This window comes from Halarchaeum sp. P4 (assembly GCF_051195175.1).
Classification (GTDB): Archaea; Halobacteriota; Halobacteria; order Halobacteriales; family Halobacteriaceae; genus Halarchaeum.
The window spans coordinates 1,093,136-1,113,538 of the sequence record NZ_JBNTKC010000001.1 but is presented as its reverse complement, the minus strand read 5'-3'; the positions used below and the strand labels follow the sequence as shown (position 1 = coordinate 1,113,538).

The 20,403-nt window shown below is 70.8% G+C and carries 28 protein-coding genes and 1 tRNA gene; 16 read left to right on the top strand and 13 right to left on the bottom strand.

Annotated elements, in window-relative coordinates; translation table 11 throughout:
* Nucleotides 1–87 precede the first annotated feature (87 nt).
* The 11 genes from ACQUS8_RS05990 to ACQUS8_RS05940 are packed head-to-tail and all read left to right on the top strand — an operon-like array spanning nt 88 to nt 7,684.
* Entirely contained in the window at nt 88–567 is a 480-nt protein-coding gene (locus tag ACQUS8_RS05990; RefSeq protein WP_435098391.1) for an MnhB domain-containing protein, read from the top strand.
* Nucleotides 564–965 carry a sodium:proton antiporter gene (locus tag ACQUS8_RS05985; RefSeq protein WP_435098388.1) on the top strand — a complete coding sequence of 134 codons (402 nt, stop codon included), beginning with the start codon at nt 564–566 and terminating at the stop codon, nt 963–965. Before ACQUS8_RS05990 ends, ACQUS8_RS05985 begins: the two co-directional genes overlap by 4 nt.
* Nucleotides 962–2,524 carry a complex I subunit 5 family protein gene (locus ACQUS8_RS05980; RefSeq protein WP_435098385.1) on the top strand — a complete coding sequence of 521 codons (1,563 nt, stop codon included), beginning with the start codon at nt 962–964 and terminating at the stop codon, nt 2,522–2,524. Before ACQUS8_RS05985 ends, ACQUS8_RS05980 begins: the two co-directional genes overlap by 4 nt.
* Entirely contained in the window at nt 2,521–3,090 is a 570-nt protein-coding gene (locus tag ACQUS8_RS05975) for a Na+/H+ antiporter subunit E (RefSeq protein ID WP_435098382.1), read from the top strand. Before ACQUS8_RS05980 ends, ACQUS8_RS05975 begins: the two co-directional genes overlap by 4 nt.
* Nucleotides 3,083–3,370 (top strand): monovalent cation/H+ antiporter complex subunit F, encoded by a 288-nt coding sequence (locus tag ACQUS8_RS05970; protein ID WP_435098380.1) that lies wholly within the window; start codon nt 3,083–3,085, stop codon nt 3,368–3,370. The genes ACQUS8_RS05975 and ACQUS8_RS05970 overlap by 8 nt, the downstream gene beginning before the upstream one ends.
* Nucleotides 3,367–3,762: a monovalent cation/H(+) antiporter subunit G gene (gene mnhG / locus ACQUS8_RS05965; RefSeq protein WP_435098377.1), complete on the top strand. Its 396-nt coding sequence runs from the start codon at nt 3,367–3,369 to the stop codon at nt 3,760–3,762. Before ACQUS8_RS05970 ends, mnhG begins: the two co-directional genes overlap by 4 nt.
* Nucleotides 3,763–3,805: 43 nt before the next feature.
* On the top strand, nt 3,806–4,321 hold the full coding sequence (locus tag ACQUS8_RS05960; protein ID WP_435098374.1) for a hypothetical protein: 516 nt from the start codon (nt 3,806–3,808) through the stop codon (nt 4,319–4,321).
* Nucleotides 4,322–4,372: 51 nt separating this feature from the next.
* The gene (locus ACQUS8_RS05955; RefSeq protein ID WP_435098371.1) at nt 4,373–5,332 is read left to right on the top strand and encodes a DUF4129 domain-containing protein; all 960 of its coding nucleotides are present in this window, start codon (nt 4,373–4,375) and stop codon (nt 5,330–5,332) included.
* Nucleotides 5,329–5,928: a DUF7269 family protein gene (locus ACQUS8_RS05950; RefSeq protein ID WP_435098368.1), complete on the top strand. Its 600-nt coding sequence runs from the start codon at nt 5,329–5,331 to the stop codon at nt 5,926–5,928. Before ACQUS8_RS05955 ends, ACQUS8_RS05950 begins: the two co-directional genes overlap by 4 nt.
* The gene (locus ACQUS8_RS05945; protein ID WP_435098365.1) at nt 5,925–7,190 is read left to right on the top strand and encodes a DUF58 domain-containing protein; all 1,266 of its coding nucleotides are present in this window, start codon (nt 5,925–5,927) and stop codon (nt 7,188–7,190) included. Before ACQUS8_RS05950 ends, ACQUS8_RS05945 begins: the two co-directional genes overlap by 4 nt.
* On the top strand, nt 7,187–7,684 hold the full coding sequence (locus ACQUS8_RS05940) for a DUF7519 family protein (RefSeq protein ID WP_435098362.1): 498 nt from the start codon (nt 7,187–7,189) through the stop codon (nt 7,682–7,684). The genes ACQUS8_RS05945 and ACQUS8_RS05940 overlap by 4 nt, the downstream gene beginning before the upstream one ends.
* A gap of 9 nt (nt 7,685–7,693) precedes the next feature.
* On the opposite strand, the gene ACQUS8_RS05935 is transcribed toward ACQUS8_RS05940, so the two are convergent.
* On the bottom strand, nt 7,694–8,644 hold the full coding sequence (locus tag ACQUS8_RS05935; protein WP_435098359.1) for an AAA family ATPase: 951 nt from the start codon (nt 8,642–8,644) through the stop codon (nt 7,694–7,696).
* Nucleotides 8,645–8,805: 161 nt separating this feature from the next.
* Between ACQUS8_RS05935 and ACQUS8_RS05930 the strand changes: the two genes are divergently transcribed.
* Nucleotides 8,806–8,890 (top strand) — tRNA-Ser (locus tag ACQUS8_RS05930).
* 105 nt (nt 8,891–8,995) lie between these two features.
* Here the strand turns inward: ACQUS8_RS05930 and ACQUS8_RS05925 are convergent.
* The 3 genes from ACQUS8_RS05925 to ACQUS8_RS05915 all read right to left on the bottom strand — a co-directional run bounded on the left by ACQUS8_RS05925 (nt 8,996) and on the right by ACQUS8_RS05915 (nt 11,491).
* Nucleotides 8,996–9,361, bottom strand: a complete 366-nt coding sequence (locus ACQUS8_RS05925; protein ID WP_435098356.1) for a DUF7522 family protein — start codon at nt 9,359–9,361, stop codon at nt 8,996–8,998.
* Between the two features lie 93 nt (nt 9,362–9,454).
* A complete protein-coding gene (locus ACQUS8_RS05920; RefSeq protein ID WP_435098353.1) occupies nt 9,455–10,981 on the bottom strand; it encodes a 2-isopropylmalate synthase in 1,527 nt (508 codons plus the stop codon).
* A gap of 162 nt (nt 10,982–11,143) precedes the next feature.
* On the bottom strand, nt 11,144–11,491 hold the full coding sequence (locus ACQUS8_RS05915; RefSeq protein WP_435098350.1) for a DUF192 domain-containing protein: 348 nt from the start codon (nt 11,489–11,491) through the stop codon (nt 11,144–11,146).
* An 86-nt stretch (nt 11,492–11,577) separates the two neighbouring features.
* Between ACQUS8_RS05915 and ACQUS8_RS05910 the strand changes: the two genes are divergently transcribed.
* From ACQUS8_RS05910 to ACQUS8_RS05895, 4 genes are all read left to right on the top strand, one after another.
* Nucleotides 11,578–12,189 (top strand): DUF7097 family protein, encoded by a 612-nt coding sequence (locus ACQUS8_RS05910; RefSeq protein ID WP_435098347.1) that lies wholly within the window; start codon nt 11,578–11,580, stop codon nt 12,187–12,189.
* A gap of 75 nt (nt 12,190–12,264) precedes the next feature.
* Nucleotides 12,265–13,080, top strand: a complete 816-nt coding sequence (locus tag ACQUS8_RS05905; protein WP_435098344.1) for a hypothetical protein — start codon at nt 12,265–12,267, stop codon at nt 13,078–13,080.
* A gap of 75 nt (nt 13,081–13,155) precedes the next feature.
* A complete protein-coding gene (locus tag ACQUS8_RS05900; RefSeq protein WP_435098341.1) occupies nt 13,156–13,707 on the top strand; it encodes a GMP synthase subunit A in 552 nt (183 codons plus the stop codon).
* A 6-nt stretch (nt 13,708–13,713) separates the two neighbouring features.
* Nucleotides 13,714–15,588, top strand: coding sequence for a DUF2070 family protein (locus tag ACQUS8_RS05895; RefSeq protein ID WP_435098338.1), 1,875 nt, complete (start codon nt 13,714–13,716; stop codon nt 15,586–15,588).
* 122 nt (nt 15,589–15,710) lie between these two features.
* On the opposite strand, the gene ACQUS8_RS05890 is transcribed toward ACQUS8_RS05895, so the two are convergent.
* The 9 genes from ACQUS8_RS05890 to pth2 all read right to left on the bottom strand — a co-directional run bounded on the left by ACQUS8_RS05890 (nt 15,711) and on the right by pth2 (nt 20,370).
* On the bottom strand, nt 15,711–15,953 hold the full coding sequence (locus tag ACQUS8_RS05890; RefSeq protein WP_435098335.1) for a DUF3194 domain-containing protein: 243 nt from the start codon (nt 15,951–15,953) through the stop codon (nt 15,711–15,713).
* Between the two features lie 4 nt (nt 15,954–15,957).
* Complete coding sequence (locus ACQUS8_RS05885) at nt 15,958–16,344, bottom strand: prefoldin subunit beta (RefSeq protein ID WP_435098332.1); 387 nt, start codon at nt 16,342–16,344, stop codon at nt 15,958–15,960.
* A gap of 48 nt (nt 16,345–16,392) precedes the next feature.
* Nucleotides 16,393–17,016 carry a response regulator gene (locus ACQUS8_RS05880; protein ID WP_435098329.1) on the bottom strand — a complete coding sequence of 208 codons (624 nt, stop codon included), beginning with the start codon at nt 17,014–17,016 and terminating at the stop codon, nt 16,393–16,395.
* 138 nt (nt 17,017–17,154) lie between these two features.
* Entirely contained in the window at nt 17,155–17,418 is a 264-nt protein-coding gene (locus tag ACQUS8_RS05875) for a KEOPS complex subunit Pcc1 (RefSeq protein ID WP_435098326.1), read from the bottom strand.
* A 19-nt stretch (nt 17,419–17,437) separates the two neighbouring features.
* On the bottom strand, nt 17,438–17,572 hold the full coding sequence (locus tag ACQUS8_RS05870) for a DNA-directed RNA polymerase subunit P (protein ID WP_123074201.1): 135 nt from the start codon (nt 17,570–17,572) through the stop codon (nt 17,438–17,440).
* A gap of 6 nt (nt 17,573–17,578) precedes the next feature.
* A complete protein-coding gene (locus tag ACQUS8_RS05865; protein ID WP_435098322.1) occupies nt 17,579–17,866 on the bottom strand; it encodes a 50S ribosomal protein L37ae in 288 nt (95 codons plus the stop codon).
* An 80-nt stretch (nt 17,867–17,946) separates the two neighbouring features.
* Nucleotides 17,947–18,669: a DUF2103 domain-containing protein gene (locus ACQUS8_RS05860; RefSeq protein WP_435098319.1), complete on the bottom strand. Its 723-nt coding sequence runs from the start codon at nt 18,667–18,669 to the stop codon at nt 17,947–17,949.
* Nucleotides 18,670–18,709: 40 nt separating this feature from the next.
* Entirely contained in the window at nt 18,710–20,032 is a 1,323-nt protein-coding gene (gene truD / locus ACQUS8_RS05855; RefSeq protein WP_435098316.1) for a tRNA pseudouridine(13) synthase TruD, read from the bottom strand.
* Nucleotides 20,032–20,370 carry a peptidyl-tRNA hydrolase Pth2 gene (gene pth2, locus ACQUS8_RS05850; RefSeq protein ID WP_435098313.1) on the bottom strand — a complete coding sequence of 113 codons (339 nt, stop codon included), beginning with the start codon at nt 20,368–20,370 and terminating at the stop codon, nt 20,032–20,034. The genes truD and pth2 overlap by 1 nt, the downstream gene beginning before the upstream one ends.
* Nucleotides 20,371–20,403: the final 33 nt, after the last annotated feature.

The window sequence follows — 20,403 nt, the reverse complement described above, 5'->3', positions numbered from 1 at the left end:
GCGGAACGGCGAACGCCGACCGGCAGTCGGCGTGAGCAGCGCCAGCGACCGTGCTGGCTGGCTCACGCGAACCACGAGGTGGTTCGCGTGAGCACGGTCATCCTGCGCACCGTCGCGCGCGTCGTCGTCCCCCTCGGGTTCGTCGTCTCGTTCGCGTTCTTCCTGCAGGGGCACAACCTCCCGGGCGGCGGCTTCATCGCGGGCGTCCTCACCGCGTCCGCGATGGCGCTCGCCTACCTCGCCTTCGGCCTCGACGGCGTCGAGGACCGCGTCCTCGGCCGCGAGGTCGAGACCGCCGTTGAGCACGTCCAGCACGGCATCGTCCGGGACTACCAGTCGCTCTTCGCGGCTGGCCTCGGCATCGCCGTCGCCGGCGGCATCGCCGCGATGGCCTACGGCTACCTCACCGGTTCGACCATCCCATTCATGACACAGACGTTCCGCCACGCGACCGTCCCGCTCTTCGGAGACATCGAACTCGCGTCCGCCGTCGTCTTCGACCTCGGCGTCTACGCCGTCGTCGTCGGCGCGCTCCTCACGATCATCTCGGTGGTGGGTGCAGAATGACCGGCGCACTCGGAGCCGGCCTCGTCGCCGCCACCGGGTCGGGCGGCGCGTCGGGGTCGTCCGTCGAAGTCGTCCTCGCGCTGACGCTCGGCGTCATCTTCGCCGCCGGGACGTTCCTCGTCCTTCGGCGCGACCTCGTGCGCGTCGTCTTCGGCGTGCTCGTGCTCTCGCAGGCGACGAACGTCTACCTCATCACGATGGGCGGTATCGGCGGCGTCGCGCCCATCGTCGAGGGCCACGGCGCGGAGAACGTCACGGACCCGCTCGTACAGGCGCTCGTGCTCACCGCCGTCGTCATCGGCTTCGCGACGACGGCGCTCCTGCTCGTCCTCGTCTACCGGACGTACGAGGAGCACGGCAGCATCGACCTCGAGGACATCACGGGGGCGGTCCGATGACGACGAACCTCGTCATCGCGCCGCTGCTCGTCTCGTTCGTCGCGGCCATCGCCGCCATCCTCACGCGGACTGCGCCGCGCGTTCAGCGCACCGTCAGCCTGCTCGGGGCCGTCGGATACACGGTCGCCGTTGGGGCGCTCCTCACGCGCGTCTGGCCGGCGAATACCCTCGCCTATCAGGTGGGCGACTGGCCGGCACCGTACGGCATCACGCTCGTCGCCGACCCGCTCTCGGCGTTCATGCTCGCGATGACCGCGGTCGTCGCGCCCCTCGTCCTCGTCTACAGCCTCCGGTACGTGCACGCGCCCGGTCAGCGCGTCTCCTACCACACGCTCTTCCACTTCCTGCTCGTCGGGTCGACGGGCGCGTTCCTCACCGGCGACGTCTTCAACCTCTTCGTCTGGTTCGAGGTGACGCTGATGGCCTCCTACGGCCTCGTCGCCTTCTACAGCGGGAAGGACGGGACGCTCGCGGCGACGCGCTACGTCGTGCTGAACCTCGTCGGCTCCAGCGTCATGCTGCTCGCCGTCGGGGGCATCTACGGGGTCACGGGCACGCTCAACATGGCGGACATCGCGCGCTGGCTGGCGCACGCCTCGCCCGCGGAGTCCGCGCCCGTCCTCGGGCTCTCGCTCCTCCTGCTCGCCGTCTTCGCGCTGAAGGCCGGCCTCGTGCCGTTCCAGTGGTGGGTGCCCGCCGCCTACTCGGCGGCCCCCGCGCCCGCCGCCGCGATGCTCGCCGGCGTCGCGAAGAAGGTCGGCGTCTACGCCATCGTCCGCCTCGGCTTCACGGTGTTCGCGGCGGCCAGCCCCGGCGTCGTCCTCCCCTACCTCGATACGGGCCTGCTCGCCGCCTACGGTCCCGTGCTGTTCGTGATGGCGGGCGCGTCCGTCCTCGTCGGCGGGTTCGTCGCGCTCGACCGGCCCAGCCTCGAGGAGACGTTCGCCTACTCCAGCATCGGGCAGGTCGGCTTCATCGTCCTGCCGCTCGTCGTTGCGGCCGCCGTCCCGGACCTGCGCGCCGCCGGCGTCGCCGCGGCGCTCGTCTACGCGCTCAACCACGCGTTCGCGAAACCCCTACTTTTCCTCGTTACCGGGACCGTCGGGCAGGCCGCCGGCACCACGGACCTCGGGGACCTCGGCGGGCTCGCCGGCCGGACGCCGGTGCTCGCCGGCGCGTTCCTCGTCGGTGGGCTCTCGCTCGTCGGGATTCCGCCGCTCGCCGGCTTCTTCGGGAAACTGCTCGTCTTCCGGTCGGCCGCCGTCGGCGGCTCGACGGGCGTGCTCGCCGTCGCCGTCCTCGGTGCGATACTCACCATCGGCTACGTCTCGCGGACGTGGAACCGCGGCTTCTGGGGTGAACGGCCCCCCGCCGTCGAGGCGATGGCCGCGCCCGACCGGGTGCAGGTCGCCGTCATCGTCGCCTTCGCGGCCTGCATCCTCGTCGTCGGCGTCGGCTTCGACCCGGTCTACCGGTTCGCCGAAGCCGCCGGCCACGTCGCCACGGGTGCCGGACGCGACGCTTACATCCGTGCGGTCCTCGGAGGTGGGAGCGCATGACCCGCGTGCCACGCTGGGTGACGGCCGGGTTCGCGTTCGCCGTCGTCTGGCTCTTCGTCGCCGAGACGCAGGGGACGCCCCGGGCGCTCCTCGCCGGCCTCGTCGTCGGTCTCGCGCTCTCACTCCCGGTGACCTACGCCTTCCGCAAGCTCTTCCCGGGACGCAGCGACCTCTCGCGGATACCCACCGCCGTTCCGGCGGCCGTGAAGTACGTCGTGGTGTTCGTCTACGAACTCCTCACGGCGAACGTCGACGTCGTCAAGCGCGTGCTTGCGCCGTCGATGCCACTCGACCCCGGCGTCGTCGTCATCCCGCTGCGCGTCGAGAGCGACGCCGCCATCACCGCCATCGGTAACTCCATCACGCTCACGCCCGGTACGCTGACCATGGACTACGACGCCGAGGAGAACGCGCTCCACGTCCACGCCGTCGACGCCTCCGACGTGGAGGGCCTCGTCGCCCCCGTGCGGCGCTGGGAGCGCTACGCGCTCGTCATCTTCGACGAGGAGACCGACCCGGACGCGCCCGCGCCGGAACCGGCGCGCCTGGAGGTGAACGATGAGTAGCGTCCAGGTCGTCTACGACGCCGCCCTCACGTTCGGGAGCGTCGTCGTGGCGCTCGCGACGCTCGCCTGCGCGGTGCGCGTCGTCGTCGGCCCGACGGTCCCCGACCGCACCGTCGCGCTCGACGCCATCGGGACCTGCGTCGTCGCCATCGTCGTCCTGCACGCGCTCGACGTCGACCAGTCGTTCTTCGTGCTCGTCGCCGTCATGCTCGCCATCGTCGGCTTCGTCACGACCGTCGTCGCCGCGAAATACCTCACGGAGGGTGACATCATCGAATGATTCCGAACGCACTCGCCGCCGCGTCAGAAGGTGCCGCCACGGGGGGCCACGCCGGCCCCTCCGACCTCCGGCTCGCCATCGTCGCCGTCCTCGTCGTCGTCGGGACGTTCTTCGTCGTCGTCGGGACGGTCGGCCTCTGGCGCTTCCCGGACGTCTACAACCGCATGCACGCCACTTCGAAGGCGACCACGCTCGGTGCCGCCTCGATGTTCCTCGCCGGGTTCGTCCGCTTCGGGCCGTTCGGTGCCGGCCTCACCTGTCTGGTCGGCATCGTCTTCCTCTTCGCCACCGTGCCCGTCGGTTCCCATCTCATCTCGCGCGCCGCGCGCAAACTCGGTGTCGAGATGTACGAGGACCCGGACGGCTTCCGCGCCCCGCCATCGGACGACTAGACGGCCGGGAGCTTCAACTGTCGGCCGCCGCTACCGCCCGTCAATGTCGTCGCGCGACGTCGGGCGCTCCTCGCCGCTCGCCACCACGTTCCTCTTCGCGCTCGCCGTCACGCTCGCCACCACCGTCGGGGGCGGCTTCTACGTCCTCACCGACTCGGCGGCGAGCGCACCGACCGTCTCCGCCAGCGACGCCACGCTGACGACGGCGCCCGACGGCACGCAGACCGTCGCGATTCGGGAACGCGCCGGCGAGGCGGTACCCGTCTCCGACCTCGCGATTACGGTCGTCCGCCCGGACGGCGCGCAGACCACCGTCACCGGCTTCCCGCACCCGAACGGCTCGCTCGCTGGGTGTAGCTGCACGCGGGGCGACGACGTCGTCACGGCCGTCGGCGGCCCGCTCGAGTCCGGCGGGACGTGGCAGGCCGGTGAGGCGCTCCGCCTCCACCTCGCCACCGACGACGGCTCCGCGCCCGTCCCCGAGGGCGAATCCCTCCACGTCCGCGTCGTCCACCGTCCCTCCAACGTCATCGTCCTCGCCGCGAACGTGTCACGGTAACACTGAACGCGCGTTCGATGGGTATAATTATCGTGAGGGATACGTCACACCGTGAACCGCACCCTCCGCGCCCTCCTCGTCGTCGGCGTCTGCCTCCTCGCCTTCGGGTTGGCCGCGGCCACCATCACGAACCCCACCACGACCGGCGGTGGCGGTGGCGGCGGTGGCTTCGGCTTCGGTGGCGGCGGTAACCTCGGTGGCCAGAACGCCAGCGCCAACGGCACCGGCGGCGGCCCGCCGACGGCGTTCGCCGGGGCGTGCGTCCCCCCGCTCCTCACGTGGCAGTTCAAACTCGGCGTCCTGCTCGTCGCGCTCCTCGCCGGCGCCCTCCTCTGGCGGCGCCACGACTGGCTCACCGCCCTCGTCGTCGTCGGCACGCCACTCCTCCCCGGACTCCTCGTCTACGCCCTCCTCACCGACTGTGGCGCGAGCGACCTCCCCGACAACCAGCCGCCCGCGGGCGCACCGAACCTCTCGCAGTACCCGATACCATTCGCCGGGAACGGCAGCGGCGGCGGGGGCGCCGCGGGCGCCGTCAGCACGCCGCCCGCGCTCGCGCTCCTCCTCGTCGGCGCCGTCCTCGTCCTCGCCGTCGTCTTCCTCCGCGCCAGCGGCGACACCGACGCCACCGGCGAGAGCGACGAGGTCGAACCCGAGGCGGAGGACGCCGACGAGGAGACGCTCGCGGACGTCGGCCGCGCCGCCGGCGCCGCCGCCGACCGACTCGACGAGCGCGACGCCGACGCCGAGAACGAAGTCTATCGCGCGTGGACGGAGATGACCGACCTCCTCGACGTCCCGAACCCCGAATCCAGCACGCCGGAGGAGTTCGCCGCCGCCGCCCGCGAGGCCGGCATGGCCCCCGAGCACGTCGACGTCCTCACCGACCTGTTCAACGACGTCCGCTACGGCGGCCACGCCGCCGACGAGGAACGCGAAGCGCGCGCCCGTGACGCCCTGCGCGCCATCGAAGCCGCCTACGGCGACGCCGAGGGAGGTGAGCGGCCGTGAACGCCCGCCGCGTCCTCCTCGCGCTCGGCCTCCTCGCCGCCGTCGCCGGCATCGTCATCGCGTTCGCCCCCGGGCTCGTCGCCGGCCTCTCCTTCGCGGAAGCCGCGATCACCGTCGTCGGCGTCGTCGCGCTCCTCGCCGCCTACCTCGCCTACCGGGACGCCCGCGCGACCAGAGCGGACGCCGAGCGCGCCGACCCACCGGACGTCGAGACCCGACGGGCAGCCGGCCGCCCCGGCAAGTCCTTCGACCGGACGTACGCCGAAGCCCGCACGAACGCCCGCGCCAGCGCGCGCCCGGTCGCTCGCGACCGCCTCCACGACCTCGCCGTCGAGACGCTCGTCGCCATCGACGGCCTCACCGAGGAGGCAGCCGAGTCGCGACTCCGCGAGGGGACGTGGACGGACGACCCGCACGCCGCCGCGTTCTTCGCCGACGACGCGCAACCGGCGCCGACGCGCCTCCGCCTCCGCGAACTCCTCGGGCGCGCGTCCGTCTTCGACGTCCGCTTCCGCCACGCGCTCGCCGAAATCGAACGGATCGCGGGCCTCCGCGAGGCCGACGACGCCGGGCGAACCGAGGAGGTGTCCGGATGAGCGACCCGCGACGCACCGAACGCTGGGCGGGCGTCACCGCGCTCACGTTCGCCGCTGCCGGCCTTGCCGCGATTCTGCGCTCGCCCGCCGTCCTCCTCGTCGGCGCGCTCGCCGCCGCCGTCGCCGGCTACGCCGACGCGACCGACGCGCCCGACCCGTCGCTCACCGTCGAGCGCACGCTCTCCGAGACTGACCCCGACCCCGGCGAAGACGTGGCCGTCACTGTCACCGTCACGAACGACGGGGGCTTCCTCCCCGACGTCCGCGTCGTCGACGGCGTTCCCGAGGCCCTCGAAGTCGTCGATGGGTCGCCGCGCGCCGCGAGCGCGCTCCGCGCCGGGCGCACCCTCTCCTTCACCTACACCGTCGAGGCGACCCGGGGACGCCACGACTTCGACCCGCTCACCGTCTACAGCCGCAACCTCCCCGGGTCGCTCGAACGCGAACGCGCCGTCGGCCCCGAGACCCGCCTCGAGTGTGTGCCGTCGCTCACCACCATCGACGCGCCGCCGCTGCGTGCACAGACCCTCCGGCGCGTCGGCCGCGTCACCACCAGCACGCCCGGGAGCGGCGTCGAGTTTCACGCCGTCCGCGACTACCGGCCCGGCGACCCGCTCTCCCGGGTCGACTGGCGGCGCCTCGCGCGCACCGGCGACCTCTCGACCGTCCAGTTCAGCGAGGAGCGCGCCGCGAGCGTCGTCCTCGTTGTCGACGCCCGCGAGGACGCCTACACCACCGACGAGGAGGGTGTCGCCGCGCTCGAACACGGCATCCGGGGCGCGGGTGACGTCGCCGCCGCCCTCCTCTCCGCCGGCGACCAAGTCGGCCTCGCCGCCTACGGCCCGACGTGGACGTGGCTCCCGCCCGGGAGCGGCCGTGACCATCGCCTCCGACTCGCCGACCGGCTCGCGCTCGACGACGCCTTCCCGCCCACCGGCCACGGGCGCGCGACGCCGGACGTCCTCGCGTTCCGCCGCCTCCGCAAGAACGTCCCCAGTGACGCACAGGTCGTCTTCGCCACGCCGCTGCTCGACGCGACGAGCGCCTTCACCGCGCGCCGTCTCGAGAGCTACGGCCACCCCGTCACCGTCCTCAGTCCCGACGTCACGGGTCGCGACACCGTCGGCGGCCGGGTCGCCGCCGTCGAACGCCGGACGCGCATCCGCGAACTCCGGGGGGCCGGCGTCCGCGTCGTCGACTGGGACCCCGCGGACCCGCTCGCCGTCGCGCTCACCCGCGCCGCACGGGGGTGGTCGCGGTGAGCGACGCCGTCGACCGCTCGCCCAGTGACGTCGGCGCCGCCCTTGCCGTCTTCGCCGGCGTCGTCTGCGTCGCCGTCGCCACCACCGGTGGCCTCTACGCCGTCAGCGCGGCGCTCGCCGGAACCGTCGGTCTCGCGCTCGGCGTCCGACGCGGCCGCCGGCGGTACCTCGGGTTCGGCACCGCGGCGCTCGCGCTCGCCGCCGTCCTCCTCGGCGCCTTCGGCGCCGGGCCGCTCCCCGCGCTCGTCACCGCCGCCGCGGCGCTCTTCGCGTGGGACGTCGGCGAGAACGCCGTCTCGCTCGGCGAGCAACTCGGCTCCCGGGCGGAAACACGCGACGCCGAACTCGTCCACGCCGCCGCGAGCGCCGCCGTTCTCACGCTTTCGGCGGCCGTCGTCTATGCCGTCGCGCTCGTCGGCTTCGGCGGCCGCCCCGTGGTCGCGCTCGTCGGGATGCTCGTCGGTGCGCTCCTGCTCGTCTGGACGCTCCGCTGAGAAACGGGGCTACTCGACCGTCGGCACCGCGACCCGGTCGAGGACTGCGCCGACGACCGACTCCTTCTCCGTCCCGCTCACCGTCGCGTCCGGCGTCAACACGAGCCGATGGGCGAGGACGGGTTTCGCGACGCGCTTCACGTCGCCCGGCGTGACGTACTCGCGGCCCTCGACGACGGCATACGCGCGCGCCGCCTCGAAGAGCCGCTGGGTCCCGCGCGGGCTGACGCCGACGTCGACGCGCCGGTCCTCGCGGGTCGCGCGCGCCACGTCCGCGATGTAGTCGAGGACGTCGTCCTCCACGTGGACGTCCTCGGGCGCCGTCTGAAGGTCGCGCACTCCCTCCGTGGAGAGGACGCGCTCGACGTCCGGGGACTGGCTCGTCCGGCCGGCACGCCGGCGCAGAATCTCGCGCTCGCCGTCGAGGTCGGGGTAGCCGATGGCCGACTTCACGACGAAGCGGTCGAGCTGGGCCTCCGGGAGCTGGAAGGTCCCCTCCTGCTCCACGGGGTTCTGCGTCGCGACGACGAAGAACGGGTCGGGGAGCTGGTGGGTCTCGCCGTCGACGGTCACCTGCCCCTCCTCCATCGCCTCGAGGAGTGCGGCCTGCGTCTTCGGCGGCGCGCGGTTGATTTCGTCCGCGAGGACGACGTTCCCGAAGATGGGGCCGGGCTGGAACTCGAACTCGCGCTCCTTCTCGTCGAAGACGTGCGTCCCGATGACGTCCGACGGCAGGAGGTCGGGCGTGAACTGGATGCGCGAGAACTCCAGGCCGAGCGCGTGCGTCAGCGAGCGCGCGGTCAGCGTCTTCCCGGTGCCGGGGACGTCCTCCAGCAGGACGTGGCCGCGCGCGAGCAGTCCGACCGAGACGGTCTCCAGAAACGAGCGATCGGCGACGACGGCGTCCGCGACGGCGTCCAACACCGCCTCGACGTCCGCACTCGCCTCCTCGACGTTCATGGTCTATTCCGTGACACGAGCAACCATAGGCTTGCCGGTCGCTCCCACGACACACGCTCCGTGCGGGCCCCCGAATCACGGCTGCGCCGTCGGCGACACCGCCGGCGTCAGTCGCTCCGAATCGAAACGGCTAAAGTCGAAACCCCATTAGCCATGAGTAGGCCGAGGTAGCCTAGCCTGGCCAAGGCGGTTGCCTCGAAAGCAACTGTCCATTCGGACTCGTGAGTTCAAATCTCACCCTCGGCGCCTTCTGACGACGCAACACCCGAGAGCCGTGGTGTTCGTCTGCGAGTGCGGGAGTAAATTCCGGTGAGCGGTTGCTCCGTGCGCGAAGAACGAGGACGGTGGACCTCAGCCGGCGTCGCTGAGGACGTCGCGGACGGCCACGGCCACTTCTTCGAAGCGCGACGTCGAGAGCGGGTCGGTGGTGACGAAGACGCCGTGGTCACCGACGACGACGCGCGCCAGCGCGCCCTCCTCGTGGCCGTGTATCGTGTAGTCGTACGCGCCCAGCTCGGAGTTCGCGCCGGTATCCCGGCGCTCGAACCCGCTGCGCTCGTTCTCGACGAACGACTCGACGTCGGCGTCCGCCTCCAAGTCTTCACGGAGGTAGACCTGCTCGTAGTCGTCCTCAGTGAAGTAGACGATGCTTCGCAGCGAGTCGCCGATTGCGGCGCGACACGCCCGCGTCAACTCCTCGCTCGGTGGGTCGGTCATTCTACCACCGTCGGGCATGTTGTGCCGCCAGCCACAAAACCCGTGTGGGGAAGTCACACGGTCGGACGGCCCGGCCGACTCGTGGGGCGTCCCTCAGTCGTCCGCCGGGACGGCTTCCTCGGAGTCGGCCTCCGGGAGGAGTCGGTCGAGCGCGTCGAGGACCGCCGTGACGCTCGCGACGGTGATGTCGGCGTCGCTCGCGGACACCGACACCGAGCGGTCGCCCCGAGAGACCTCGACGTCGACGGTGACGACGGCGTCCGTACCGCCGGAGATGGCGTCGACGTGGTAGGACTCGAGATGGAAGGAGAACTCGGAGCCGAGCGCCTGCCGCGTCGCGGAGAGTGCGGCGTCGACCGGCCCGCTCCCCGTGCCCGCGGCGGTGTGCTCGTCGCCGTCCACGCGCAGGCGGACGCTCGCGCTCGGCGTGCCCGACCCGCTCGCCGCCGTCAGGTCGAGCAGTTCGACGCGGCGCTCGCGCGCCCGGCCGCGGACGTCCTCCGCGATGGTGAGGAGGTCCGCGTCGGTCACGCGACGGCCCTTCTCGCCGAGCGTCTTCACGCGCTCGACGACCGCCGCGAGCGCCTCGTCGTCCAGTTCGACGTCGTGCTCGGCGAGCGCCGCGCGGACGCCCGCGCGCCCCGCGTGCTTCCCGAGGACGAGCCGGCGCTCGCGGCCCACGGCCTCGGGCGGGTAGGGCTCGTACATCCGCTCGTCCTTCAGCGTGCCGTCCGTGTGGATGCCGGACTCGTGCGCGAAGGCGTTCTCGCCGGAGACGGCCTTGTTCGGCGGGAGCGGGATACCCGTCGCGTCGGCGACGTAGGAGGCGACCTCGTAGAGGTGCTCGGTCTCCATCGGCTCGACGCCGTAACAGTGCCAGAGCGCGATGGCGACCTCCTCGAGGGCGACGTTCCCGGCGCGCTCGCCGATGCCGTTGATGGTGCCGTGGACGAGGTCCGCGCCCGCCGCGATGCCCGCGAGGGCGTTCGTCACGGCGAGCCCGAGGTCGTCGTGCGTGTGGACGGCGACCGGCCCGTGCTCCGCGAGGCGTTCGACGCCCTCGTAGACGCGCTCGGGCGAGGCGTGCCCGACCGTGTCCGCGAAGCAAAAGCGGTCCGCGCCCGCCTCGAAGGCGGCCTCGGCCTGCGCTTCGAGGTAGTCGTAGTCCGCCCGTGAGCCGTCCTCGCCGATGACCTCGACCCAGAGGTCGTGGTCCTTCGCGTACGCGACGAGGTCGCTCGTCTTCTCGACGACTTCCTCGCGCGTCGACCCGACCTTCCCCTCGACGTGCCGGTCGCTTGCCGGGACGACGATGTGAACGCCGTCGACGTCGCAGTCCATCGCGAGGTCGACGTCGCGCTGGATGCCCCGACAGAAGCTCGTGATGCGCGCGTCGAGGCCGAGGCTGGTGACGCGCCGAATCGTCTCGCGCTCGGCCGCGCTCGTGCAGGCGCTCCCGGCCTCGATGGCCGCGACGCCCGCGTCGTCCAGCCGGCGAGCGATGCCCGCCTTCTCCTCCGCTGTCAGGGAGATTCCGGGGGCTTGCTCGCCGTCTCGGAGGGTGGTGTCGAGGAACTGTACGTCGCCGTCGCTGAGGGTATTGTTCGAGAAGAAGTCCATCGAGAACTCGCTATCGGTTGGGTGGATTTCGTTACCGTCGGATTTCACGGCCAGCCGCCTTGCGGCGACTTCCTCTATCCTCCGACGACTGGTGTGTCGTCATTGTGTCTGCACGAATACGCCCGAGACACATAAACTGGTCGGGTCCGACAATATCGACCGTTAGGGTTCGACTCGCACCGTGTCGCCGACCCGGACGTCGCTCGCCGCGCCCGCCGGGAGTTCGACGAAGCACTCCGCCTCCGCGCTCGCGCGCCCCGTCCACGCGGACAGCGTCTCCACGCGCTGGACCTCGTCGTCGACGAGCCACAGCACGTCGATGTCGAAGGGCACGAAGACCATGTGGACGCCGCGCTGTGCGCGCCCCGAGAACTCGAAGACGAGCGCGTAGTCGTCGGGAATCGAGCGCCGGAACATCAGCCCGCGCGCCCGCGAGACGAACGAGTCCGCGCGCTCGACGTCGCTTGCGAGCACGTCGATGTCGCCGCCGCGTTCGTGGACGACCTGCACGGGAGTGGGGAGGGGGCGACGCGGTTTGAGACTTCGGCCCGCGACCCACGGAAGCGTTTTCCCGTCGCGCCCCCGAACCGGGAGTCGTGAAGAAGACGCCGACCGGGACCGCCGTGGGCGTCGACGACCCCTACGCGCACGCCGGCGCCTGCGACCACGTCACGGGCGACGGGAAGTGCCGCTACGCCTTCGACTTCCCCCAGCACGACCCCGAGTTCGCCGAGGAGCGCGCGAGCGCGGACTACCGCTGTCCGGCCGCTGACGGCGATGCCGAGTGGCGCGACTGCCCGCATTTTTCCTCCACGACCGACGGTCACGAGTGTGCACGCTGCGGCCTCGAAGAGCGCCGGAACGCCCACACCGACGCCCGCCCCCTCCTCGAAGAACACCACCTGTCGTACGTGGACGAACGGAGCGAGTCCACGGAACACGCGAGCGGGGAGGGACGACCCGCGAGCGACGCCGCCGGTGCCAGTGGGGACGAGGTGAGTCACGAAATCACGGTGACGCTCTGCCGGTGGTGTCACAGCGCCGTCCACGACTCGTGGGCGCGCATCGACGACGACGCCAGCCCGAGTGCGGAGGCGCTCGCGGAGGCGGAGGGCCGCCGGAGCGAGGAACTCGACGAACTCGGCTTCCGGACGGCTGCCGAGCGCGACGCTGAACGCAGTAACGGGCCGCGAAACGACGAACGCTGAACGCGGTGTAAGTCTGCTGGGAGCGATTGACACGGACGGCGGGTTCATATAGCTGCGCTCCCGACGACTTCCCGAATGAGCGAGAGGCGAGCCCGCGTCGAACGCGGCGTGAACGCACTCTACCGACAGGCGATACGGATACCGCTACCGGACGTCGAGGCCGAGCGGACGCATCACGAGAACATGGCACGCATCGCAGACGGCCGGGACCGACAGGCCACCCTGCTCGAAGACCCGGACGCGCCGCTCTCGGCGGCGCTCGAGTATATCGTGGCCGAGATCGGCAACGGCTTCGAGCATCGCCTCCGCCACCTCGTCGGCGACGACTACGACGACGTCGCGGACGCGTACGCCGCGGGCGAGCGCGACGACTGGATCGGCGAACTCGCCGTCTACTACCGGGAGTGCCTCCTGCGCATCGAGGAGCACACCGCGGTCGACGAACAGGTCTGTGTGCTCGTCCTCCTGCGGTACCCCGACTCGTTCACCGTGAACTTCTGTTTCGCGGAGGGGGCGCTCCCGGACGGCGGCGTCCGCTTCGAGTCCCCGGCGCACGCCGGCGTCGATTACGACGACGAGTACGGCGAGCGCTACTACGCGGAGAGCCGGCACGCCCAGCAAGAGGCCGCCGAGTACGTCCGTGAGACGGGTAACGTCGTCCGCGAGCAGTTCCCCGACCCCGAAACGACGCCGTTCGAGGAGCGACGGTACGGTGGCTTCACCTACATGACTGGTCGGCGCGGCGACGTCTTCGCCGACCTCCTCGAACCGGTGACCCCTGACCCGAAGCGCTTCGACGCACCGCCCGAGGCACCGGAACTCGTGCCCGAGGGCCCCGAAGTGAAACGCGTCCGACGGGAGTTCCTCGTAGACGCTGACATCGTCGCCTGAAACCTGTCAGACGGCCGTCTCGCGTTTCGACGGGACTGCGAGGACTTTTTACGACCCAGTACTCTACGCAGAGGCATGACCCGAATCGCCGTCGTGGACAACCACGGCCAGTTCACGCACCTGGAACATCGCGCCCTCCGCGACCTCGGCGTCGACACCGACCTCGTCGACAACGACACCGCGCCCGGCGACCTCGCCGAGTACGACGGCCTCGTGCTCTCTGGCGGCCCCAGCATGGACCGGACGGGTCGCTGCGACGAGTACCTCGACCTCGACGTTCCTATCCTGGGTATCTGCCTCGGCATGCAGTTCATCGCCGCCGAATACGGCGGCGACGTGGGAGGCGGCGACTACGGCGGCTACGCCGACGTCACCGTCGAAATCCTCGAGGAGGACGACCCGCTCGTCGGGTCGCTCGCCCCCGAGACGCGCGTCTGGGCGAGCCACGCCGACGAAGTGAAGGCCGTGCCTGAGGGCTTCACGCGCACCGCCACGAGCGACGTCTGCGACGTCGAAGCCATGAGCGACCCCGAGCGCGACCGCTACGGCGTCCAGTGGCACCCCGAAGTCGCCCACACCGAACGCGGCGACGTCGTCTTCGAGAACTTCCTCGCGCGCTGCGAGTAAGCGCCCATGACCGAGACGCAGGGCGACCTCGCGGCGCTCTCCCGGTTCATCTTCCGCGCCCCGAACTGGTACGTCAGCGTCGGCTTCTCGCTGCTCGTCGCCGCCCTCGCGGGGGTCGGCGCGTTCGACGCCACCTACATCCTCGAGGACGCGTGGGAGGGCGTCTTCTACATCGGCATCCCCACCGTCGTCGCCAGCCTCCTCACCACGCCCGTCGACCGGTGGCTCGACGGCCAACTCACGTACAACCGCTCCTCGCTGCTCGCGCTCTGCTGTGAGCTCATCGTCGTCGCGCTTCTCGCCGTCGCCAGCGTCATCACCGTCCTCACGAGCGCCGGCCAGCACTTCGTCTTCGACGTCCTCATCGCCGCGCTCGCGCTCATCTTCGCGCTGCGCCTGCTGGTCGTCCTCGCCGTCTCGCGCAACAGCCTCCTGCTCGCCGCCATCCCCGCGAGCATCCAGACGGCCACCGCCGGCGTCCTCCTCTTCGTCTACTCCGGGACGATGCGCTACCTCACGGTGGACGTCCCGCTACTCAACGCCTACCTCTCGCGCCCCCAGAGCGCGCCGGCGCGCCTCCTCCTCATCACGCCCGACGACCTCGTTCTCCTCGTCGGGATGAGTATTCTCTACGCGCTCGTCGCCTACGGCTTCGTCCGTACCGTCGACCGGCCGTGGCGCCAGAGTCTGGGCGTGTCGGGTCTCGACTTCCTCCGGGGCTTCATCGGCCACATCGCCGAAGGCACCCGCGAACTCGAGGACTTCTTCGAGCAGATCGGCGAGGACGCCGTCGTTCCCGTCACCGTTCTCTCCTTCCGCCGGCCCGACGGCGAGGAGAAAGCCCGCTTCGTCCTCCCGATGATTCATCCCGGGCCGATGGGCGAAATCGGTGGCGGCAACCTCCCCCAGCGCGTCGCCGAGACTGCGGACGGCCTTGCGTTCCCGCCGCACGCCACCGCCGGCCACGACTTCAACCTCGTCACCGAGCGCGAAGTCGACACGCTCGTCGACGCCGCCGAGCGCGCCGCCGAGAAAATCGAGTACACCCGCGACGCCACCCCGAGCGTCCGCGTCCAGCGCGGCGACGCCAGCCTCATCGGGCAGGGGTTCGGCGACGACGGCGCGTTCCTCGCCGTCACGTTCGCACCCGCGTTCGCCGACGACATCGAGTACGCCGTCGGCCTCGCTGCCGCCGCCGAAGCGCGCTGCGCCGGCCTCGCGGACGTCCTTCTCGCGGACGCCCACAACTCCAACAACGGCCTGCAGGGCGAGGACCTCGGTCACGTCGTCCCCGGGTCGCACCGCTCGTTCAACCTCATCGAGGGCGCCGGCGACCTCGGCGAGTCGCTCGTGGACGCCGAGCGCGGGCCGCTCGAACTCGGCACCGCGTGGGACCGCACCGTCTGGACACCCGAGGAAGGCATCGGCCCGCTCGGCGTCCGCGTCGCCGTCACCGACGTCGACGGCGAGCAGGCCTGCTACGTCCTCGTCGACGGGAACAACATGGAACCCGGGCTCCGCGACACGCTCGTGGACGCCGTCGTCGACGCTCACGGCTTCGCGCGCGACGCCGTCGAGGTGATGACTACCGACACCCACATCGTCAACACCGTCAAGTCCGAGAACCAGGTCGGCGACGTCCTCGACCAAGACGCGCTCCGCGACGTCGTCCTCGAGCTCGTCGGTGACGCGCTTTCTGACCTCGAACCCGTCGAGGCCGGCGTCGCCAGCGAGCACGCCGAGGTCACCGTCTTCGGCAACGACCGCACCGAGACGCTCGCCAGCCACGCCAACGCCGTCATCGCCCTCGGGAGCGCGCTCGGCGCGGTCGTCGTCGCCGTCACTGTCCTCATCAGCGCGCTCATCTTCTTCCTCACGTAGCGCCGCCGGTCGTGCGTGACTCGTCCGTCACGCACACGTTGCCTCGCGCTGACCGAGAAAATTACTGCCGTCCCGACAGCCGTCGCTCACGAGCGTGGCGAGTCGGAGAGAAACCGCGCGGACTACTCCTCCGTCGCGAAGAGGTCGTCGACCGCTTCCTGGCCGACGCGTGCCGCCTCGTCCGCGAGTTCGTCCGCCTCGACGTCCGCCTCAGGTGCGTTGAGGTAGACGTCCACGGTGAGGACGCCGTCCTCGAACGACACCGCGACGTCGAGGTCTTTCACGTCCGACTGTTTCACCCGCGAGAAGATGTAGCCTTCTGCGGCTTCCGCGGCGGTCTGGACGACTTCTTCGTCACTCGGCATGGCCTTATGCGCCGCCCGCGCCGGGGCCGCCCATCATGCCGCCGCCCGCGCCGCCGAGCATCTCCTGAAGCTCCTCCTGGAGCTCCTCGAACTGGCTCTCCACGCGCTCCTCCTGCTTCTCGAGGGACTGCACGCGGATTTCGAGGTTGTCGACCTTGTCCTGAAGGTCGTCCTGCGCCTCGTCGTAGTCCGTCTTGACGAGCAGCTCGCCGACCTCGCGGTACATGGTCGTCTCCTTGTCGATGTCCTCGAGCTCGTCGAGCGCCGTCTCGGCCTCGGTGAGCTGCGTCTCAGCCTGCTGCTTCTGCGTCGCGACAGTCTGGGCCTTCTCCTGAAGGTCCTGCAGCTCCTCGAGCTTCTCCTGCGCCTCGGGCGGAAGGTTGCCCTGCATGCGCACAACGTGAACGCCCGGAGGTAAAAACCCCCGCTTTGCGCTCCGTCACCGAACGAACTGCTTGAGCCGCTCCGCGATGGCGTCTCGCTGCTCGGCGTGGCGTTCGCGGAGCGCGACGAGCGCGGGGTCCTCGGCGGCGGGCGCGTCCACGCTCTCCGGGAGCGCGCGCTCGCGGAGGACGTCGAGTTTCGTCGTCGTGGCGAAGAACTCCCGGACGTCCGCGTCGTCGAAGCACGTCCGCGCGAACAACTCGTCGACGACGCTGTGGATGTCCCGTTCCGTGACGGGTTTCTCGACGTAGGCGTCTGCGGGCATGTCGACGAGGTCGACGCTCGGCTGGACGGCGGTGATGTATCCGACGTGGCACGACGGCTGGACGCTGAGGACGTCGGTGGCGACGTCTACGCCGTTGCCGTCGGGGAGGCGGCGGTCGACGAGCGCGACGTCCACGTCCGCATCCATGACCTCCCGCGCCTCGTAAGCGCTGGCGGCGAGGCGGACGTCGTACTCCCGGTCGAGCCAGATGGCGTAGGTCTCCGCGAGGTCGCGGTCGTCCTCGACGACCAGCACGGTACCGGTCTCCGGGACGGACGGTAGTTCGGTCTCGTGGCCCGCTGAGTCGAGGAGGTGTGACGCCGGCGTCGTCGTCGGCTCGGTCTGTAAACTCATTGTGGGGGGATCGAAGCCGGTTTGAGAGGGGGGAGGGGGGAGTGGACGAGGATGGGGGACGGAAAGTGAAACGTGTCCCCGCTCGTCCATCGAACCGGCATCAATTACGGACGCGACCCACGCCCATGAGCCTACGACCTAGTTATGTTGGGTCGCGCGCTCGCCGGCGTCGAACGCCGCCTCGGCGACGCCGACGAGCGTCGTCCACGTGTTCATCCCCGCGCGGAGCGCGGTCAGGTCCGCGCCGCGGACCGTGACCCGAACGGTGTCGCCGTCGCGCTCGACGGACGCGTCCGTCCGGTCGCCCTCGATGTCGCCGGCCTCGACGCGCACCGCGGCGTAGACAGCCGCAGCTACGCGGGGTGAGTCATACGAGAAGACGAGGGACGTCCGGTGGCGCACGGTGCGTCCCCGACGTCAGTTACTGGACGTCGACTTCCTTGACGTCCCGGCTCCGCTCCTTCAGCAGGACGCGGTGCCCACAGTACGGACACCGGACGCCGCCGTAGGCGTCCAGTTCGACGTCTCGCTTACAGCGGGAGCACTTGTAGGACATCCGTCGTTACGCCTCGGTCTCGTCCTCTGCGAGGGCGGTGCGGATGGAGCGCGTGACGGCCTTGCCACCCGGCGTGGACGGGCGGTACGCGCCGCCGGCGTACTTGTAGCCGCACTTGCCGCACTGCCAGATACCTGTCCCCTTGCGGTCGACGGCGTCCGTGCCGCACTCGGGACAGGTGTGGTCTGCGTTCGTGTCGCTCTCGATCTCGCTGACGCGGCGTCGGGCGACGCGACCGTAGCGTGCGCCGAACCGGCCCGCGCTCCCGGTGTTACTGGAGCCCTTGCTGGCCATGATATCGACTACTAACTCCAGCGCGCACATAAGCCCTGCGAGTCGGTTTCGGGTGCCCGTCGTGGCAGGTGCGCGCCGCCCTATCGGCTGAGGTCGGCGTCCTCGAGCGCCTCGTTCAGGTCGTCACGAACGCGCTCGCCGGTTTCGCGGTCCATCGCCGTCGTCACCACGCGGTTCTCCTGAACGCTGGAGCCGTCCCGAATTAGGAGCCGGACGTTCCCGTTCGAGTCGGCGCGGGTCACCTTCGCGCGGACGCCGCCGCGAGCGCCCGACCCGCCGGCCTCGATGGGGCCCGGGATCACCTTCTTCACGTGCGGGTGCGCGGCGACTTCGCGGATGGCGCGCTGGCCGACACGCCCACCGATGAGCGTGCTGTGCGTCCCGCCGATTTTCTCGGTGGGCGCTTTCTCGACAACGTCGAGTTCGCGCTCCCCGCGGCGTTCGAGCACGGCCTCGACGGGATCGTCCTCCGGGACCCGATAGACGGTGTAGTGGAGGTCGGCGCGCACCGCCTGCACGACGCTCCGGTCGCCCGCGACGTACACCTCCTCGGGGCGTTTGCGCCGCACCTCGTCGGCGATGCGGCCCGCGAAGTTCCGCAGGCGCCGCCCCTCCAGGTCCGCGTCCGCCTCGGGCGTGGTGGCGATGTCCGTCCGCCCGACCACCTCGTCCTCATCGAGGAAGGTCAGCGTCGCGTGGTCGGGTTCGGCGTGGACGACGACGGCGTCCGCGTTGTGGGTCTCGCAGACCAGGCAGTAGTCGCCCGGTTTCTCGAGTGGGGTCCCACAACGCGAACACTCCATACCGACGAGAAGGCGACTCGCACGTAAAACCGGTGTGGGTTCAGAGGTCGAGCGGACCGCTCTTGAGGTACTCGCGCAGGAGGACCGTGGCGTAACTGCCCTTCGGGAGCGCGAAGTCGAACGTGAGCGGGTCTCTCGTGACCTCGAGGTCGGTCCGGACGAGGATGGCGCGCCGCGTGCCGGTCGACCCGAACGACCCTGGGAGGTCGAAGTCCGCGGGTTCGACGCCGACGTCCTCGCAGACCTCGCGCTCGATTTCGCCCGGTTCGCCGTCCCCGAACTCGGTGTCGGTCCCCACGAGGGGGGCGGTGACGAACGCCCGGCCGCGCTCGACGTGGCGGTTCACGACGTCGACGCGCCCCTTCGTCACACGCTGGAGGCGGTCGGTGTCGGGCAGGACGGGTTCGCCGTCGGTGTCGGCGAAGCAGACGACGTCGCCCTCGACGGCGCGGTCGAACGGCAACCCCCGCTCGAGGCGCTCGGAGAGGATCAGGTTGAAGACGTAGGACTGGGCGGCGTGGACGAAGAGGCGCTGGAGGTTCGACGGGAACGTCTCGAGGGCCTCGCGGAAGTCCTCGGGCGTCTCCCCGCCGTTCTCCGCGAGCGTGTTCAGGACGGCGCGCTCGTAGCGGAGATGGCGGGGGTAGCGTTCGATGGCCGCGCTCCAGTCCCGGCTCTCCTCGAGGAACCCGCGGGCTTCCTGGGTCTCGGGCGGTTCGTCCTCGGAGGGGTTCGCGATGTAGGCCATGACGGCCTCCTCCCACTCCTCGCGGAGGACGTGCAGGCCGACCTCGTGGGTGACGGGCCGATAGCTCCCGAAGCGCTGCTGGCCGAAGTAGTTGGGGACGCCGACCGTGCCGTCCGCCTCGTCGCCGCCGAACGCGGTGAGGTCGCTCGTCACCGAGTCGACGGGGTCGGCGTCGGCGTCGCGGACGACGATGGTGAAGTCGTTGCCCCGGAGGTCGCCGAAGCGGATGGGTCGGCCGGCGCGCCCCACCGGGTCGATGTCGGCGTTCGGCACCTCGGGGAGGGCGTCGGCGGCGACGTCCCGCACGCTGAACAGTTGGGTGGTGACGGCGTTGCGGTCCTTCGTGCCCGCCCACGAGACGCGCTCGCGGCTGATGCCGAGTTTGTTCGAGAGTTCGCGCGCGAAGCCGTTCGTGTCCCAGTTCGTCAGCGTCGCACGAAAGACGAGGTGGGGGTAATCGCCGGTGTCGGCGTCGACCGGCTGGGTGTCGAACTCCTCCAGTTCGCGCACGCGGAAGTCCGCGGCGGCCTCGCGGAGCGACCCGCCGGTGCCGGGCGCGTCGCTCACGTAGTACTCCATGCCGACGTCGCGTTCGAGCGAGTGGGCCTCGCGCATCAGTAGAGCGAGAGGTGGCCGGTGACGGCGTCCACTTGGTTGTCGGGCGCGGGGCCGACCGCGCACGTCGTCGCGGTACCGGGGTCGAGTTCCGTGCGGCCAGCGTCGCGAATGATGGCGTTCGGGAGGCCGGCGCGGCGCGCCTCCTCGGCGACCTCGAGGAGTTCGTCCTCGGAGCCGACCTTCACGACGATTTTCGGCTGGCCGGCGTCCTTCCACGCGCGGACGTTCTCCGGGTCGGCGTGCTCGTAGGCCTTCAGGGAGGCGTGGGCGACCTGCGCGGCGAGTTTCCCCCGCCCCATCCCGAGGTCGGTACGGGCGGCGATGACCTGCTTCATACCTCAGAGGGCGGCCCGCGACCGCATAGGCGT